17 protein-coding genes are annotated in these 15,697 nt (G+C 55.2%); 15 read left to right on the top strand and 2 right to left on the bottom strand.

What is annotated here, in order from left to right; genetic code table 11:
* The first annotated feature begins 17 nt into the window (after nt 1-17).
* Both D3F01_RS00980 and D3F01_RS00975 read left to right on the top strand, forming a co-directional pair.
* The gene (locus D3F01_RS00980) at nt 18-377 is read left to right on the top strand and encodes a nitrous oxide-stimulated promoter family protein (RefSeq protein ID WP_242885582.1); all 360 of its coding nucleotides are present in this window, start codon (nt 18-20) and stop codon (nt 375-377) included.
* A 57-nt stretch (nt 378-434) separates the two neighbouring features.
* A complete protein-coding gene (locus D3F01_RS00975; RefSeq protein WP_097771092.1) occupies nt 435-593 on the top strand; it encodes a DUF1540 domain-containing protein in 159 nt (52 codons plus the stop codon).
* 71 nt (nt 594-664) lie between these two features.
* On the opposite strand, the gene D3F01_RS00970 is transcribed toward D3F01_RS00975, so the two are convergent.
* On the bottom strand, nt 665-1,279 hold the full coding sequence (locus D3F01_RS00970; protein WP_098922412.1) for an HAD family phosphatase: 615 nt from the start codon (nt 1,277-1,279) through the stop codon (nt 665-667).
* Nucleotides 1,280-1,414: 135 nt separating this feature from the next.
* On the opposite strand from D3F01_RS00970, the gene D3F01_RS00965 reads away from it, so the two are divergent.
* The 6 genes from D3F01_RS00965 (at nt 1,415) to D3F01_RS00940 (ending at nt 7,048) form a co-directional block, all read left to right on the top strand.
* On the top strand, nt 1,415-1,708 hold the full coding sequence (locus D3F01_RS00965; protein ID WP_242885580.1) for a YlmC/YmxH family sporulation protein: 294 nt from the start codon (nt 1,415-1,417) through the stop codon (nt 1,706-1,708).
* A 134-nt stretch (nt 1,709-1,842) separates the two neighbouring features.
* Nucleotides 1,843-3,795 (top strand): LTA synthase family protein, encoded by a 1,953-nt coding sequence (locus D3F01_RS00960; protein WP_242885578.1) that lies wholly within the window; start codon nt 1,843-1,845, stop codon nt 3,793-3,795.
* Nucleotides 3,796-3,997: 202 nt separating this feature from the next.
* On the top strand, nt 3,998-4,717 hold the full coding sequence (gene rpsB / locus D3F01_RS00955; RefSeq protein WP_035394088.1) for a 30S ribosomal protein S2: 720 nt from the start codon (nt 3,998-4,000) through the stop codon (nt 4,715-4,717).
* Nucleotides 4,718-4,771: 54 nt separating this feature from the next.
* Complete coding sequence (gene tsf / locus D3F01_RS00950) at nt 4,772-5,695, top strand: translation elongation factor Ts (RefSeq protein ID WP_005932850.1); 924 nt, start codon at nt 4,772-4,774, stop codon at nt 5,693-5,695.
* Nucleotides 5,696-5,781: 86 nt separating this feature from the next.
* The gene (locus D3F01_RS00945) at nt 5,782-6,342 is read left to right on the top strand and encodes a hypothetical protein (RefSeq protein ID WP_242885576.1); all 561 of its coding nucleotides are present in this window, start codon (nt 5,782-5,784) and stop codon (nt 6,340-6,342) included.
* A gap of 13 nt (nt 6,343-6,355) precedes the next feature.
* Nucleotides 6,356-7,048, top strand: a complete 693-nt coding sequence (locus tag D3F01_RS00940) for an alpha/beta hydrolase (RefSeq protein ID WP_242885573.1) — start codon at nt 6,356-6,358, stop codon at nt 7,046-7,048.
* Between the two features lie 126 nt (nt 7,049-7,174).
* Here D3F01_RS00940 and D3F01_RS00935 read toward each other — a convergent pair whose 3' ends face one another.
* A complete protein-coding gene (locus tag D3F01_RS00935; RefSeq protein WP_117533139.1) occupies nt 7,175-8,902 on the bottom strand; it encodes a carbon starvation CstA family protein in 1,728 nt (575 codons plus the stop codon).
* Nucleotides 8,903-9,230: 328 nt separating this feature from the next.
* Here D3F01_RS00935 and D3F01_RS00930 point away from each other — a divergent pair, with 328 nt between their 5' ends.
* The 7 genes from D3F01_RS00930 (at nt 9,231) to D3F01_RS00900 (ending at nt 15,681) form a co-directional block, all read left to right on the top strand.
* A complete protein-coding gene (locus D3F01_RS00930; RefSeq protein ID WP_097771978.1) occupies nt 9,231-9,539 on the top strand; it encodes a YerC/YecD family TrpR-related protein in 309 nt (102 codons plus the stop codon).
* 60 nt (nt 9,540-9,599) lie between these two features.
* Nucleotides 9,600-9,923, top strand: a complete 324-nt coding sequence (locus D3F01_RS00925; protein ID WP_035394090.1) for a hypothetical protein — start codon at nt 9,600-9,602, stop codon at nt 9,921-9,923.
* Between the two features lie 172 nt (nt 9,924-10,095).
* Nucleotides 10,096-10,755 carry an HAD hydrolase-like protein gene (locus D3F01_RS00920; protein WP_035394092.1) on the top strand — a complete coding sequence of 220 codons (660 nt, stop codon included), beginning with the start codon at nt 10,096-10,098 and terminating at the stop codon, nt 10,753-10,755.
* Between the two features lie 26 nt (nt 10,756-10,781).
* A complete protein-coding gene (locus tag D3F01_RS00915; RefSeq protein ID WP_242885571.1) occupies nt 10,782-12,611 on the top strand; it encodes an SGNH/GDSL hydrolase family protein in 1,830 nt (609 codons plus the stop codon).
* A 48-nt stretch (nt 12,612-12,659) separates the two neighbouring features.
* A complete protein-coding gene (locus tag D3F01_RS00910; protein ID WP_242885568.1) occupies nt 12,660-12,881 on the top strand; it encodes a hypothetical protein in 222 nt (73 codons plus the stop codon).
* Between the two features lie 126 nt (nt 12,882-13,007).
* Nucleotides 13,008-13,748: a YjjG family noncanonical pyrimidine nucleotidase gene (locus tag D3F01_RS00905; RefSeq protein WP_242885565.1), complete on the top strand. Its 741-nt coding sequence runs from the start codon at nt 13,008-13,010 to the stop codon at nt 13,746-13,748.
* Nucleotides 13,749-13,785: 37 nt separating this feature from the next.
* Complete coding sequence (locus tag D3F01_RS00900; RefSeq protein ID WP_242885563.1) at nt 13,786-15,681, top strand: ABC-F family ATP-binding cassette domain-containing protein; 1,896 nt, start codon at nt 13,786-13,788, stop codon at nt 15,679-15,681.
* The last annotated feature ends 16 nt before the right edge of the window (nt 15,682-15,697 follow it).

Raw genomic sequence — 15,697 nt, 5'->3', positions numbered from 1 at the left:
TTGTCAGGAGGAAAAGAATGTCAAAGACCACCCCGAAAGACCTTGCCAAAAAGAGAAACGATGAAAAACTGCTGATCAGCGAGATGATCGCACTTTACTGCCGCAAACAGCATCACAGCCCGAAGGGAAAACTCTGCCCGGAGTGCCAGCAGCTCCATGATTATGCGCTGGCCCGGATCGAGCATTGCCCCTTTATGGAGACGAAAACCTTTTGCTCTGCCTGCAAAGTTCACTGCTACAAACCGGCAATGCGGGAGCAGATCCGTACTGTCATGCGCTGGGCCGGGCCGCGGATGCTGCCGGTGCATCCCGTTCTCTCCATCAAGCATGTGATCGTGACAATGAAGGTAAGGCGTGAAGCAAACGCAGAAAAATAAGCACCCATGTATAATCGCCTGAAGCCGGGGCAACCTAGAGCCAAGGAGGCGATAGAAATGGAAAACACAGGTGTGACCTGCGATGTCTGCGAGTGCCGCCACAATGTGCAGAACTGCAAGTGTGATCTGCCCCAGATCAAAGTGACAGAGCACTGCTCCTGCACCACCCAGCAGGTGGAGACCCCGCACTACTGCCAGAATTACGAAAAGAAATAATCTGTAATGGCAGAAAACTCCCCGCCCAGCGCCCCAAACAGGGCATTGAGCGGGGAGTTTTTGTGTGCTGTTCAGTGGATGACTACACTGCAGGTAGCAAGGCTGCGCACCAGTGTACCGACGCTGTCCTTCATCTGGATGCCGGCAAAGCCCAGACGGAAAGCGGCCTGCACATTCTCCAGCCGGTCATCAATGAAAACACTTTCCCCGGCCTTGAGCTGGTATTTGTCCAGCAGGGCCTTATAGATGCGCGGGTCAGGTTTGTTGATGTGCACCTCGCAGGAGGCCACGCCGCCGTCGAACAGACCCTTGAGGTCGCGCTCGGTCAGAAAATCCAGCACATCCTCGGGGATATTGCTCAGGTAATAGACGCAGTAGCCGCGGCTCTTGAGTTTCCGCACCAGCTCCTGCATCCGGCGGCGGGGGCGGAGGATATGCATCCAATCGTCCAGCACGCCCTGCACCTCAAACGCGCGGCCATATTCTTTTGCGCGGGCCAGCATCCGCAGGTTGGCCTCAGAGCGGGTGATAAGCCCTGCATCCAGTAGCTTCCACTCCTCGCTTTCAAAAGTCAGCTGGGAGACCTGTTCCTCTACCTCGGCATTGCAGAAGCGGTCTACCAGGTAGGTCTTGGGGTCGAAATCCACCATGACACCGCCCAGATCAAAGATGATATTTTTATACATCGCTGTTTCCTCAATTCTGTATGGATGTTTCTGCCAGAAAGATTCTGCCCACAGTATAGCACAACTGCCCGCCCTGCATCAAGCACTGCGTCGCCGCATAGGATGAAACAGGCAAACTGCGGGGAGGGGAGCACGATGAAATTCCTGGAGCTGTGCACAAAGGAGATCGTTCAACTGAGCAACGGGGCCTGCCTTGGCCGCGCCGATGATCTGGAACTTGATCCGGAAACGGCGCAGGTCAAAAGTCTGCTGCTGCTCGGGCAGCCTCATCTGTTTGGGCTGCTGGGCCGGGACGAGACTCTGGTCATCCCCTGGACGGACATCGAAACACTGGGAGTGGACGCGATCCTGGTCCGCACGGAGCTGCCGGAGCCGGAAGCCAAAAAGCAGGGTTTCTGGCAAAAAATGCGGCACTGGCTGGACGGCTGAAATTTTTCGTGAATTTTTCCAGCATCAGGGTTTGATTTTACAAAAAATCGGATTATAATAGAGAACCGTGAGCGGCAGAGCCTTGCCGCTCCGGCTTGAAATCTGATTTCCGGAAGTGAAAGGAACTTCTCTCTATGAACGCAAAAAAACATACGCCGCTTTCCCTGCATGGGCTGCGGCTGCTCTTCCCGCCACTGGCAACGCTGGGCATCCTGTTCCTGACGGAGTGGATCGCCCGCGGCAGCCTGACAGGGGAGACCTTTACCCAATACATTTTCCCCCATGCCGAAGCCTATCTGCTGGCGTGGGCCATGCTGTTTCTCAGCTGGCTGGCAGTGGACTGGCTGACCCGGTTTGCACCGTTGGCGACCCTGCTGGCGGCGGTGCTGGGCTGTGCCCCGGCGGCAGTCAATTTCTACACACTGCAGCTGCGCGGCGAGCCCTTCCTGCCCTGGGACCTGATGCAGGTGTCAGAGGCTGCGGGTGTGGCTGCTGCGGCCGGGATCCACATCCAGACCAGCATGGTGGTATCCATTGTTATTATCGTGCTGCTGGTCGTGGTGTCTTTCTTCCTTTATAGAGGGCGGCAGAAGCTGAACTGGAAGCCTCGGGTGGCAGGCTTTCTTGCCAGCGCAGCAGCTACCTGCGGCCTGCTCTTTGGCGTGTTCCTGCAGCCTGCCGTGACACAGGCCATTGGCATTGTGCCGGATGCCTGGATGCAGGATCGCTATTACCGCTATTATGGTGTCATCACCAGCTTTCTGACCAATCTGACCAATCTGGAGATCTCCAAGCCGGAGGGGTATTCAGAGGAGGCTGTCAACGAGATCCTGGATGATACCGAAGCTGCACAGAAATATTCCACTGCTCCGCTCTACCCGGAATCTTACGGTGCCACCACCTCTGCGGACGAGACCGTGAAAAAGCCCACCATCATCTATGTGATGGACGAGTCCTACTGGGATGTATCGGAGCTGGAGCAGTATGGTTACCAGTTTGATACCGATGTCTCTGCCAATCTCCACGCCCTGCAGCAGACCAGTGCTTCTGGCCGGGCGTACAGCCCCAGTTTCGGCGGCGGAACCTGCGATGTGGAGTTTGAAGCATTGACCGGCTATTCGGCTTCCTTTCTGCCCAACGGCAGCAAGCCCTACCAGCAGCATGTGACCAAGCCCATGTTCTCGCTGCCCAATTACCTCAAGCTGACGCAGGGATATCAGACGGCGGCAGTCCATTGCTTCTGGGCCAAATATTGGAGCCGGGACACGGCATACCCCAATCTGGGTTTTGACACCTTCCTGAGCCTGGAACAGATGACCCATGTCAACAAGGTGCGCAGGCACTACTGGACCAGCGGTCTGGTCACGGATGACTCCATGGCGGACCAGATCATCCAGCAGTACGAGAAGATGAAGACATCCTCGGATGCACCGGTTTTTCTGCACGCGGTCACGATGCAGAACCATACCAATTATAATAAAGACAACTACCCGGACGATGTGCGGGTGAAGGTGACAGAGCACCCGGCGGGCCTCAAGGCCAGCACCATCGGCGCACTGGAAGATTTTGCGACCGGCATCCGGGATGCCGATGCCATGCTGGGCAAGCTGACCCAATACTTCTCGCAGGTGGACGAGCCGGTGATCCTGGTGTTCTGGGGCGACCATTACAACCCCATTGATTCCAATTATGATGTCTTTACCAGCAGCGGCTATGCCAGCGATTCCAGTGCGGACCCGCGCCTGCACCAGACCACCCTGCTGATGTGGTCGAACTACACCGACAAGCCCGTGGATCTGGGCACCATTGCCGCTTACGATATCTCGCCGGTGATGATGAACCTCTACGGTCTGGAACAGCCGCTTTATTTCCAGCTGCTGAACCGCCAGCTGCAGGTAGCCGACCGCGCCAATACCCGGGGTACGGTGATGAATCTGGACGGCACCACCACCCAGACCCCAAGCTCCCTGCAGGAAAGCTGGAGCCAGAAGCACTGGCTGCTGCAATATGACCTGATGTTCGGCAAGAGCTATGCCCTCAGCCGGATGGGCATGGAGAGCCTGAACAGCACTCAGACGGACGAATAAACAAAAAATACGCGATTTTCTTGTAAAAAACAGAGAAAACCCCTTGCATCACACGCCTGTCTGTGCTATTATTATTTAGCATTACACACGCATCACTATGCCCTTTTGTGCTCTTTCGGGAGTGGAGGGCAGTCCAAAGCCATCCGATATGGCCGCGGATCACGGTGTGCGGAGGCAAAACAATATTGGAGGTATTTTTACTATGGCAGTCGTTTCTATGAAGCAGCTTCTCGAGGCAGGTGTGCACTTCGGTCACCAGACCCGCCGCTGGAACCCCAAGATGAAGAAGTATATCTTCACCGAGCGCAACGGCATCTATATCATCGATCTGCAGAAGACCGTGAAGAAGCTGGACGAGGCTTACAACTACGTGAAGGAAGTTGCAGCTGAGGGCGGCGACATCCTGTTCGTCGGCACCAAGAAGCAGGCTCAGGAGTCCATCCGTGACGAGGCTCTGCGCTGCGGCATGCACTATGTCAACGCTCGCTGGCTGGGCGGTATGCTGACCAACTTCCGCACCATCCGTAAGCGCATCGACCGTATGGATCAGCTGGCTAAGATGAAGGAGAACGGCACCTTCGAGCTGCTGCCCAAGAAGGAAGTTGCTAAGCTCGAGCTGGAGATGGAGAAGCTGGACAAGTACCTGGGCGGTGTCAAGAACATGAAGACCCTGCCGAAGGCTATGTTCATCGTTGATCCTCACAAGGAGCGCATCGCTGTTGCTGAGGCTCGCAAGCTGAACATCCCCATCGTGGCTATCGTTGATACCAACTGCAACCCCGACGAGATCGATTACGTCATCCCCGGCAACGACGACGCTATCCGCGCTGTCAAGCTGATCGCTGGCGCTATGGCTGACGCTGTTCTGGAAGGCAAGCAGGGCAACCAGGAGGCTCCCGCTGAGGAAGCTGCCAACGCCTGATTTCTGGCTGTACAGAACAAACCCGTGAAATAACGTGTAAGGGAGACTACAAAAATGGCTATTTCTGCAAAGGACGTTATGGAACTGCGCAAGCAGACCGACTGCGGCATGATGGAGTGCAAGAAGGCTCTGACTGAGGCTGACGGCAACTTCGAGAAGGCTATTGAGATCCTGCGCGAGCGTGGTCTGGCTACTGCTGCCAAGAAGGCAAGCCGCGTTGCTGCCGAGGGTATGGTCTACGCTGACTACTGCCCCAAGTGCAAGGTCGGTGTTGTCATCGAGGTCAACGCTGAGACTGACTTCGTTGCCAAGAACGACAAGTTCGTTGATTTCGTCAAGGAAGCAACCAAGGTCGTCATGCTGCAGAACCCTGCTGATGTTGAGGCTCTGATGGCTTGCAAGACCGAGGCTGGTGAGACCGTTGACGAGGCTCTGAAGAACCTGATCCTGGTCATCAAGGAGAACATTAAGATTCGTCGTTTTGTCCGTTACGAGGGCGTTTGCTCTGCTTACGTCCACGGCGGCGGCACCCACGGCATCCTGGTCAACTTCGAGACCACCAACGACATCGACAGCAAGGACGAGTTCACTGCTTACGGCAAGGACATCGCCATGCAGGTCGCAGCTGCTAACCCCAGCTACGTCGATGAGGCTTCTGTCCCCGCTGAGGTCGTTGCCAAGGAGAAGGAGATCATGCTGGCTCAGATGGCTGGCGATCCCAAGAACGCCAACAAGCCTGATGCTGTGAAGCAGAAGATGATCGAGGGCAAGATCAAGAAGTTCTTCAAGGAGAACTGCCTGGTCGATCAGGAGTTCGTCAAGGACGGCGATCTGTCTGTTGCTCAGTACACCGCTAAGGTCGCTAAGGATCTGGGCGGCGAGATCAAGATTGTCAAGTTCACCCGTTTCGTGAAGGGCGAGGGCCTGGAGAAGCGTGCTGACGACTTCGCTGCTGAAGTTGCAAGCATGGTGAAGTAATTTACTTCTCATAAGTATCGGAAGAGCCATAGAGCCTGTAACAGGGTTCTACGGCTCTTTTTTGTAAAAGAGTGAGGAAAAGCCGGATGAACTCGATTGATGAAACTCGTTTTTTTGACGATGCCTGTCAGGCACTTGCAACGGAAGAAAAAGAACTGCATCGGCTCTTTGAACAGAACCACAACCTGTACTGTCATCAGAGTATCCACGGGATTGGCTGTCTGTATGAAACAACGCTGGTCTATCTTATCTGGAAACAGCTTATGCGGAACAACTTTCCGCTGGAGGTTTCCTGGGAACATCCCTACCCGGGAAACCATACACTCCATGCAGATATGGCATTGCTTGCAGAGGGCAGAAGTGTAGATTCTCTGATTGAATACAAACTGTGGACCAGCGAGGATGCTAGAGAAATTCGTGGAGACGTGGAAAAATACCGGAAATGCTCCTTCCCAGGCGGAAAATATCTGCTGGTTCTTGAACCCTGCGGAGGAGATTTGGATGCAAATACAGAGTATCTTCTGGAATCGTTCCCGGATGTTCTGCTTGTAAAGCGGGCAACCATGCATTCCGGTGTTCACGATATTGCAAAACAAACCGATTGCACAAAGCCGATCCACATTTACTTATTGAGGATGAAGTCATGATGGGAAAGATGCTATGAAAACAGAACGTTTTACGCTGAAAAATATCCCACTACTCCTGATTGGAGAACCTTCCCGGAAGGTATATCTTTATGTCCACGGAAAGAATGGCAGCAAGGAGGAAGCCCTTGATTTTGCCGAGTTGGCCTGCCCAGCAGGATATCAGGTTCTTGCTGTTGATTTGCCCGAACATGGAGAGCGCAGGGGCAGCTCGGAGAAGCTGCTGCCGTGGGTGGCGGTTCCAGAGTTGGAAGCGGTCTATTCCTATGCTGCAGAGCGTTGGAAGAATGTTTCGCTGCGGGCTACAAGTATCGGAGCCTGGTTTTCCATGTTGGCCTTACAGGAAAAGCCTTTACGGAGTGCTCTTTTGCTCTCACCAGTGGTAGATATGGAAGATCTTATCACCAATATGATGCAGTGGGCAAATGTGAGTGAGGCCCAGTTGAAAGAAGCAGGGGAGATTTCCACGGATTTCGATGAGACGCTGTCGTGGCAGTATCTCTGCTGGGTGAGGGAGCATCCCTACCGCTGGAAAGTGCCCACGCAGGTGCTCTATGGCGCAAGGGATAACCTGACTTCCAGGGCGGTACTTGAGCAGTTCAAACAACGGACGGGTGCGCATCTGACCATCATGGAAGAAGGAGAGCACTGGTTCCACACCGAGCTGCAATTGGCTGTTCTGCAGGAATGGGAGCGAGCACATATCTGAAAGAAGAGGAGAGAGGAATAGTGAAGATGCTGTGACCTGAAAAGGACAAAATAAAATCTCCCACTGACGGGGTTCGATGTCGTCAGTGGGAGATTTTTATCGTTTTACGGTAAAACCGTGAAAACCTCAGATTTTGGCCTCGCTGTTGTGCTCAGCCTTTTTGTAAGCAGAGAAGGAGTGGAACACAATGTTCAGACCCAGAACGATCAGCAGGACAGCCAGGATCAGCTGCAGGCCGTTGGCAATGAACACGGCACCCCAAGTGGTCTCGCCAGCAGGAATGCTGACAGAAGCGGCGGTGCTGATGGCCTTGACCATAGCGATCAGGCGCTGTACCAAAGCGGTGAAGGTGACGCACAGCATGATGATCAGCGGGGGGAACAGCATTTTGTTGCTGCGGCCGGTGACCTTCAGGAAAACGCACAGGGTGGCCAGAACCAGAGCGCTCAGCAGCTGGTTGGCGGAGCCGAACAAAGGCCAGATGTTTGCGTAGCCGATCTTGGTCAGCAGGAAGCCGAAGGCCAGAGTGAGGAAGGTGGAGAAGTAGACGTTGCAGAACAGCTTGCGCCAGCCCTCAGCGTGCTCCATGTCCTCCACACTGAACAGCTCCTGGAAGCTCATGCGGCCGATACGGGCCACAGCATCCAGACTGGTCAGGGCCAGAGCAGAAACACACATCGTCATAAAGACCGTTGCTGCATAAGCGGGAACGCCGAACATCTCAAAGAAACCGGCAACACCACGGCTGAAGATCTGGAACGGGGTGCCTGCAGCGGGGGTGCCGTCCGCAGCAGCGGCAGCACCGGCAACGCACAGAGCCAGAACAGCCAGCAGGCTCTCCAGGATCATTGCGCCATAGCCAACCTTCAGCATATCCTTCTCATTCTCAACGGTCTTGGAGGAAGTACCGGAGGAGACCAGGCTGTGGAAGCCGGAAACAGCACCACAGGCAACGGTGACGAACAGGATGGGGAACATGGTACCCAGCTTCTCGTTGGTGAAGCCGGTGTAAACAGGCAGATTCATGGTGGGGTGTGCAACGACCAGACCAACCACAGCGCCTGCGATCATGGCAACAAACATGAAGGTGGTCATGTGGTCCCGGGGCTGCTTCAGCAGCCACATGGGAAGCACGGCGGCAAAGAAGATATAAACGAAGGTGATATAGCTCCATGCGGCCTTGCCCAGGATGATGGGCAGATTTGCGCCAATGACAAAAGACAGCACGATGAAAACGATGCTGATGACGCTCTCCTTCCAACCGGAGAAGTTGAACTTCTTCTGGATCAGGCCAAAGACCACAGCGAAGACCATGAACATGATGGAAACCATGCCGGCAGCACCGTTGGTCTGGGCAGCGTCCACCAGAGCGCCGTCCGCACCATAAGCATTGAAGGTGCCGGCGACCATGTCAGCAAACGCTGCAATAACGATGCCGCAGAACAGCCAGCAGAACAGCAGGAACAGCTTGCGGCCAGTCTTGCCGATATACTTTTCGATTAGCATACCCATGGACTTGCCGTCATTCTTTACAGAAGCATACAGAGCGCCGAAGTCGGTAACAGCACCAAAGAAAATGCCGCCCAGCAGGACCCACAGCAGAACGGGCAGCCAGCCAAAGGCAGCAGCCTGAATGGCACCGGTAACAGGGCCGGCACCTGCAATGGAGCTGAACTGATGTGCAAAAACGGTCCAGCCGTTGGTGGGAACATAATCCCGGCCGTCCTCATGGACGACCGCAGGGGTCTTGGCGGTGGGGTCGATGCCCCACTTGTTTGCCAGCCAGCGTCCGTAGAGGGTGTAAGCACCAAACAGACACACGGCTGCGATCAAAACGATGACCAGCGTGTTCATTTCTTTTACCTCTTTCCTTTGCTTTTCATGCGGCAAAGAGGTCACGCTGTGGCTCCTTTGCCTGAAAATTGTGTATACTTTATCCCCATTTTCATAATTTGTCAATATATTTCGGAGCAGTTCAGAGGATGTGCTAATTCGACAGAAAATCCGGCAATAAATTTTAGGTGATTTTATTTCACTTGTGAAAAGAAGAAAACTGTTGACACGCTGAATTGAAAACGATTCACGCAAAAGACTTGACTTTCACACTTTCGTGTGCTAAAGTGATAGCATGATATGATTCTTTCTGTCAGAAGTTCCGGCGTTTGCCGCAGAGGAGACCGCAATGACTGAGAAAAATTCCAGAAAAAACGAGACCGTAGATGCATTGTTCGATGCCATCCTGAGCCTTGAGAGCCGGGAGGAGTGTTATGCTTTTTTTGAGGATCTGTGCACAGTAAAGGAAATCTCCGATATGGCACAACGGCTGGAAGCGGCAAAGCTGCTGCTTGGCGGCCGCACCTATGACCAGATCGTGAAAGAGGTAGAGATCAGCACGGCGACCATCAGCCGTATCAATCGCTGTATCCAATACGGAACCGGCGGTTACCAGAGCGTAATTGAAAAGATCTCTGCACAGGAGAAAAAGCAGTAACGGCTGCACGGCAGGGGACATAGGATGGGGTACACCTTATATAGAAAGGATGAGTCCCCTATGGCAACAATCAATTGTCCCACCACGCTGGAATGTCCGGCCCTGCCCCGTGTTACCCTGAGTCAGGCTGTGATCGATCTGATGGAAAGTATCGCGCTGCAGGAAAGTGCTCTGAGCCACATCCTCTGCGCCGAGAGCCAGAAGATGAAAACCGCACTCGCCATGAACGAGATCGACCTGTGCAAGCTGCTGGAAGTGAACGATTCGGCCACCAACATGGTGCACGCCGTGGCAAATCTGGAGCTGGTGCTGAAGGAAAAGCTGGAGTTTATCTCCAATAACCTCTATTATCCCTCCGCTGATAACGGCGCTGCAGCCCAATAAGCCTGCACGACCCCCTGCCTGTCCGCATTCTGGCGGGCAGGCATTTTTCGTTTTAAGGCCAGATTGTGACCGATTTGTATAAAAAGAATAAAAACGATTTGTTGGAATTGCTGAAAGCGCAATTCTGTGCTATACTATACCGTGTATATGTGTGAAAGAGAGGGAAACGAACTTGCAGCACTATGACGTGATCTTATTTGACGTGGACGGAACCCTGATCGATTCCGCCCCCGGCATCCTGAATACACTGGAAGAAGTTTTTACCAAGATGGGCGTGGATGTCACCCATGTGAACCTGCGGCGCTATCTGGGGCCGCCGCTCCGCAAGAGCTTTGGAGAGCATTTTTCTGACCCTGCAAAAATCGAGGAGGCCACCGAGCTCTATCGGGAGAGTTACCGCGAAAAAGGCAGCCATGAGGGTACGGCCTACCCCGGTGCGGCAGAGATGCTGCGCCGCCTGAAGGAGGCAGGATTTGTGCTCTGCACCGCAACCTCCAAGCCGACTGTGGTCGTGACCCCCATTCTGGAAGAACAGGGACTGGCCCCTTACTTTGATTTCATCGGCGGCGCGTCCATGGATGAGAGCCGGGATACCAAAACGGAAGTGGTGCGCTATGTTCTCACCCAGCCCTGTGTACAGGGCAAGCGGGTGCTGATGGTGGGCGACCGCAACGATGATATGCGCGGTGCTGCTGATTGCGGGCTGGATGCTGCCGGTGCTCTGTATGGCTACGGCAGCAGGGAAGAACTGGAGCCCTTTGGCCCGGTGCTGCTGGCGGAAAGCTGTGAAGAACTGACGGACAAGCTCCTGGCCTGCCGTGCAAACGGTTGAACGATAGGATAAGTGGTGAATATAACATGAATCATAAGAATCAATCGGACAAACAGTCTATGACATCGCTGCAGCGGCAGGCCGTTCTGGTCTGTGTGGTCTGCGCACTGGCGGCTTTGCTGACCGTAGGCATCACCCTGACCCTGCTCAAACGGGGAAAGCCGGAAACGCCCGGCACACCCGCAGACTCCGTGCCGACGGACACCACCGGGGACGGTGAAAGCACAGATCTTGCCAATCACTATCAGATCGACAACACCTCCAGTGCACTGCTGACTGAAACAGCGGATGCGGGCACGGAATATCTGGACAGCACCCTGTTTCTGGGAGACTCCAACACCGTGCGTCTGTATAACAACGGTCTGATCTCCTTGCAGCAGTTCTGCGCCAAGGAGGGCATTGGCACCCAGGTGGCCCTGAACGAAGGAATCGTCACCTTTAAGAATGACACCACCCACTACACCATCGCACAGGCGGTGGCAAAAATGAAGCCCCGCCGTGTCGTGATGACCTTTGGCACCAACGACACCGGCATGGAGGTGGCTGATTTTATCAGCAATTATACCGCGCTGGTGCAGGCCATTCAGGAGGCTTATCCCTACACCGATATCATCGTGAACACGGTGCCTCCTATCCCGGAGAATCACTCCAATTACCCCCACATGGATCAGGCCAAGATCGATGATTTTAATATGGCGCTGCTCAACATGTGCGAACAGCTGGGGGTCAAATTTCTGAATACGGCTGAGGTCCTCAAAGGAGAAAATGGCTACGGCCAGCCGGATTACTACACGGACGGTGATATCCACCTCAAGAGCGCTGGTCTCAAGGCTGCGCTGAACTATCTGCGCACCCACGCCTACCAGACCGAGGATCGCCGCCCGGACACCAATAATATCCCCACCCGCACACTGGAATATGTATCCAACCCCAGCTCGGCGGTGCAGGCTCCCAGCTCGGAAGAACCCGCTTCTTCCAGCGAGAGTGAAAGCGTCAGCAGCTCTGAGACCGCCAGCGTCAAGTTTGAGGCCCGTTATCAGGTGGAAAAGAGCGGCGGCGGCACCCTGAGCTGTGGAAATGAGAGCGGCAAGACCAGTCTGACATACAGCATCACGGATGCATCCCAGTCGCTGACTGTCACGGCCACCCCTGCGGAGGGCCATGTGTTCGTCAAGTGGAGCGACGGCGTGACCAGCAAGACCCGTACCGATACCGGCTTCAAGCAGAATCTGGACGTGACAGCCGTGTTTGCAGCTGCTTCCGTTCACATCTCGGAAGGCAAGGCTTCCGCCGGCTCCTATGTCTTTAAGGCTGCGCTGGAGGGCAAATATGCCAAGAGTGAAAACCTGCATTGGTTCGCCAACGGTCAGGAAGTGAAGGAGGCCGCAGGCCGGACAACGGTCACCGTGTCCGCTTCGGCCATCACCAGCGGCAGCTATAAGATCTATGCGGTGGTCGTGTACAACGACTGCGCCGTGGTCAGCAATGCGCTGACCATTACGGTCAGCCCGGAGCCTGCCTCCAGCTCAAATTCCGGCAGCTCTTCTACTTCTTCCGGCAGTACATCCGCGTCCTCTTCGGAGAGCGGCAAGTCTGAGAGCTCGAGCAGCAGTTCTTCCCACAGCACGGCGGAAAGTGAGAGTAAGAGCGAATCCAAGAGCGAGAGCACCTCTTCTTCTCACAGCAGCTCAGAGAGTAAGGCAGAGAGCACTTCGTCCTCCAGCAGTGCTGCCTCTGAGAGCAAAACGGAATCCAAAGAGCAGACCAACAGTGAATCGGTCTCCGCTTCGGTTGAAAATGATATTGAGCCCGCAGAGGAGCCTTCCGCTTCCACCGAAGCAGAAGCCAGCCGGTAAACCTTTTTCTGTCTGCCCGCATAGGCTGGGCAGAAGGGAGGGAGCCGGATGTTCTGTGAAGAGATCAAGATCCCCGGGCTGCCCGGTGATGGAACTGTGACCGATGGCAGTGTGGACTGGTATGAGATGGACTGGGAGAATGTGGACAACGGCGTGACCGAGGAGCAGATGCCCAGAAACGTTGACAAACCCTGCACCGCGCAAGATCCGTGCACGGACAATTCCCCGGTGCAGACCGATGATGAAACCTATGAGATAGTTCAGGAATAACCGGAAGCCAGCTCTGCCGGGGCGGGGCTGGCTTCTCGCTGTTCTTTTGATCTGGGAAAAATTCCCCGGTGATCGGGGACAAGCGTCCCGGAAAATGACACAAGCATGAAAGAGGGGTAATGAACCATGGCAAAATACTACTGTGTTCTGTTTGATGCAGACAATACGCTGCTGGATTTTGATGCAGCAGAAAACAAGGCGCTGGCTGACACCCTGCGGGAGTACGGCATTGAGCCGGATGCCGAGACGGTGCAGACCTACCGCACCATCAACGAAGAGCTCTGGCGGCAGCTGGAAAAGGGCCAGATCCGCCGGGACAAGCTGATGGGGGAGCGGTTCACCCGCTTTCTGAAGGCAGTGAATGCCGCAGGCAACGGTGTGGAGATGAACAAATTCTATCTGGATCAGCTCTCTACCCACCCTGACCTGACATCTTCCAACGTGCTGGACGTGCTCCGGGAGCTTTCCGAAGTGGCAACACTGGCTGTAGTGACCAATGGCTTTGACCGGGTGCAGAGCCGCCGTGTGCGGGAATCCGGCATTCTGGATTTTGTGGAGGATGTCTTCGTTTCTGAAAAAATGGACAGCGAAAAGCCCAACCGCAAAATTTTTGATGCCGCACTCCGTGCGCTGGGCGTGGAGAACCGTGAGCATGTGCTGATGGTGGGCGACAGCCTGAGCAGTGATGTGCAGGGCGGTGTGAACGCCGGGCTGGATACCTGCTGGTATAACCCCAACCACGCCGAGAATCCCGGCAAGGTCGTGCCTACCTATGAGATCAGCAGCCTGGAAGAGCTTTATCCGCTGGTGATGGAGCCGGAGGAGCTGGCCAATGTGGGCCTGAAGAATCGCCGCCACCAGCTGTAATGCTGTGCGGCCTGTGTGAGAGATTGGAAAACGAACAATGCTGATACATTTGGAAAAGCTGGGCAAGAGCTTTGGCGAGAAGATCGTCCTGCATGATGTCACGGCCAGTGTCGAACGGGAGGACCGCATCGGCATCGTGGGCCAGAACGGCGCAGGCAAAACGACCCTGCTGAAGATCCTGACCGGCGAATATACGGACTACGAGGGTGAGTTCAGTGTGACCCATGGTGTGACGCTGGGCTATCTGGAACAGAATGCAAAGCTCGACCCTACGTTGGATATCTACGGCGAGATGCGCTCCTGCTTTGCCCATGTGCTGGATGCCATGGCCCAGATGCAGATCCTGGAGCGCAGAATGGCCGCCAGCCCGGAGGATGCCTCTCTGCTGGAACAGCATGATGCCTTGCAGAACATCATCGATGCTGCTGATGGCTACAATATGGATGTCAACATCAAAAAGGTGCTGTCCGGTATGGGGTTTGCGCAGGATACCTGGACGAAGAATATCGCTGTGCTTTCAGGCGGTGAGCTGACGCGCCTTCGTCTGGCAAAGCTGCTGTTGGAGAAGCCGGATGTCCTGATTCTGGACGAGCCCACCAACCACTTGGATTTTGCCACCATGGAATGGCTGGAGAATTACCTTAAGGGCTATTCCGGTGCCGTGATGGTCGTCAGCCATGACCGCTATTTCCTGGACAATATCTGCACCAGGATCTGGGAGGTCTCCTTCCAGACCATGACCACTTATAAGGGCAACTTCTCAGCCTATCTGCCTCAGAAGGAAGCTGCGGATGCCCTGCGCCAGAAGCAGCACGATGCAGATGTGGCGCTGGCCGAAAAGCTGCAGGATTATGTTGACCGCAACCTTGTGCGTGCTTCCACCACCAAGATGGCCCAGAGCCGCCGCAGACAGCTGGAAAAGCTGGAGATCACGGAAGCGCCAAAAGATGAAACAAACCAGCTCAAGTTCCGCTTTGAGTATGATGTGGAGCCGTGGAACGAGCTGGTGCTGATGAAGAACCTGACCATCAGGATCGGGGAGCGCACCCTGCTGGAACCTTTTACCTACACGGTCTGCCGGGGTCAGCGGCTGGTGATCGCAGGCCCCAACGGTGCGGGCAAATCCACCCTGATGCAGGTGCTGGATGGTAAGCGCCGCCCCTCCGGCGGCATGGTACGGTTGGGTACGGGAGCCCGGCCCAGCATTTTTGCCCAGCAGCAGAACCGTCTGGGACAGGGCCGGGTGATCGATGTCATCTGGAACAAGTATCCCCGGATGACGGAGCTGGAAGTGCGCAGCCATCTGGCAAAGCTGGGTTTCCGGGGCGAGACAGTGTTCAAGCCCTGCGAGGCACTTTCCGGCGGTGAGCTGGCCCGCCTGCGCTTTGCTGAGATTGTGCTGGAGCGGCCCAATCTGCTGTTTCTGGACGAGCCCACCAACCACCTGGACATCTACACCCGCGAGAACCTGACAGAAGCCCTGATGGCATACACCGGGACCCTGCTCATGGTCACCCATGACCGCCATCTGATGAACAGTCTGGGCTGCCCCATCCTCTATCTGGAAGATGGCAAGGCCACCCTGTATCCGAGCTACGATGCCCTGATGGGCCGTGCCGCTCCTGCTGCCGCTCCGGAAAAAGCCGGGGATCAGCCCGCCAAGGCCGGTTACGGCAAGGAGCAGCGCCGCCGCCGCGCGGAGCTGCGGGCCAAGATCAAGGCTTGCGAGGATGAAATGGAAGCATGCGGGGCAAGGGAAGTGGAGCTTGACAATGAAATCAACTCCCCGGAGGTCTACAATGACCCCGATCTACTCCGCCAAAAGAGCGATGAGCTCAGTGATCTGCGCTTCCATCAGGAGGAGCTGTTTGCTGCCTGGGAAAAGGCAATGGAAGAGCAGGAGCAGTACGAACAGGCTGCTGGTGAAGAATAATCCGCTGCAAAGGAGA

Source organism: Faecalibacterium sp. BCRC 81149 (genome assembly GCF_022750605.1).
Classification (GTDB): domain Bacteria; phylum Bacillota; class Clostridia; order Oscillospirales; family Ruminococcaceae; genus Faecalibacterium; species Faecalibacterium duncaniae.
The sequence above is the reverse complement of the archived record's forward strand: the minus strand, read 5'-3'. Positions and strand labels throughout refer to the sequence as shown.

Coding starts and splice junctions, on each gene's coding strand:
- D3F01_RS00970 (WP_098922412.1), bottom strand. CDS start 1,279: ATGTATAAAAATATCATCTTTGATCTGGGCGGTGTCATGGTGGATTTC.
- rpsB (WP_035394088.1), top strand. CDS start 3,998: ATGGCAGTCGTTTCTATGAAGCAGCTTCTCGAGGCAGGTGTGCACTTC.
- D3F01_RS00925 (WP_035394090.1), top strand. CDS start 9,600: ATGGCAACAATCAATTGTCCCACCACGCTGGAATGTCCGGCCCTGCCC.
- D3F01_RS00960 (WP_242885578.1), top strand. CDS start 1,843: ATGAACGCAAAAAAACATACGCCGCTTTCCCTGCATGGGCTGCGGCTG.
- D3F01_RS00915 (WP_242885571.1), top strand. CDS start 10,782: ATGAATCATAAGAATCAATCGGACAAACAGTCTATGACATCGCTGCAG.
- D3F01_RS00940 (WP_242885573.1), top strand. CDS start 6,356: ATGAAAACAGAACGTTTTACGCTGAAAAATATCCCACTACTCCTGATT.
- tsf (WP_005932850.1), top strand. CDS start 4,772: ATGGCTATTTCTGCAAAGGACGTTATGGAACTGCGCAAGCAGACCGAC.
- D3F01_RS00945 (WP_242885576.1), top strand. CDS start 5,782: ATGAACTCGATTGATGAAACTCGTTTTTTTGACGATGCCTGTCAGGCA.
- D3F01_RS00965 (WP_242885580.1), top strand. CDS start 1,415: ATGAAATTCCTGGAGCTGTGCACAAAGGAGATCGTTCAACTGAGCAAC.
- D3F01_RS00905 (WP_242885565.1), top strand. CDS start 13,008: ATGGCAAAATACTACTGTGTTCTGTTTGATGCAGACAATACGCTGCTG.
- D3F01_RS00980 (WP_242885582.1), top strand. CDS start 18: ATGTCAAAGACCACCCCGAAAGACCTTGCCAAAAAGAGAAACGATGAA.
- D3F01_RS00930 (WP_097771978.1), top strand. CDS start 9,231: ATGACTGAGAAAAATTCCAGAAAAAACGAGACCGTAGATGCATTGTTC.
- D3F01_RS00975 (WP_097771092.1), top strand. CDS start 435: ATGGAAAACACAGGTGTGACCTGCGATGTCTGCGAGTGCCGCCACAAT.
- D3F01_RS00910 (WP_242885568.1), top strand. CDS start 12,660: ATGTTCTGTGAAGAGATCAAGATCCCCGGGCTGCCCGGTGATGGAACT.
- D3F01_RS00900 (WP_242885563.1), top strand. CDS start 13,786: ATGCTGATACATTTGGAAAAGCTGGGCAAGAGCTTTGGCGAGAAGATC.
- D3F01_RS00935 (WP_117533139.1), bottom strand. CDS start 8,902: ATGAACACGCTGGTCATCGTTTTGATCGCAGCCGTGTGTCTGTTTGGT.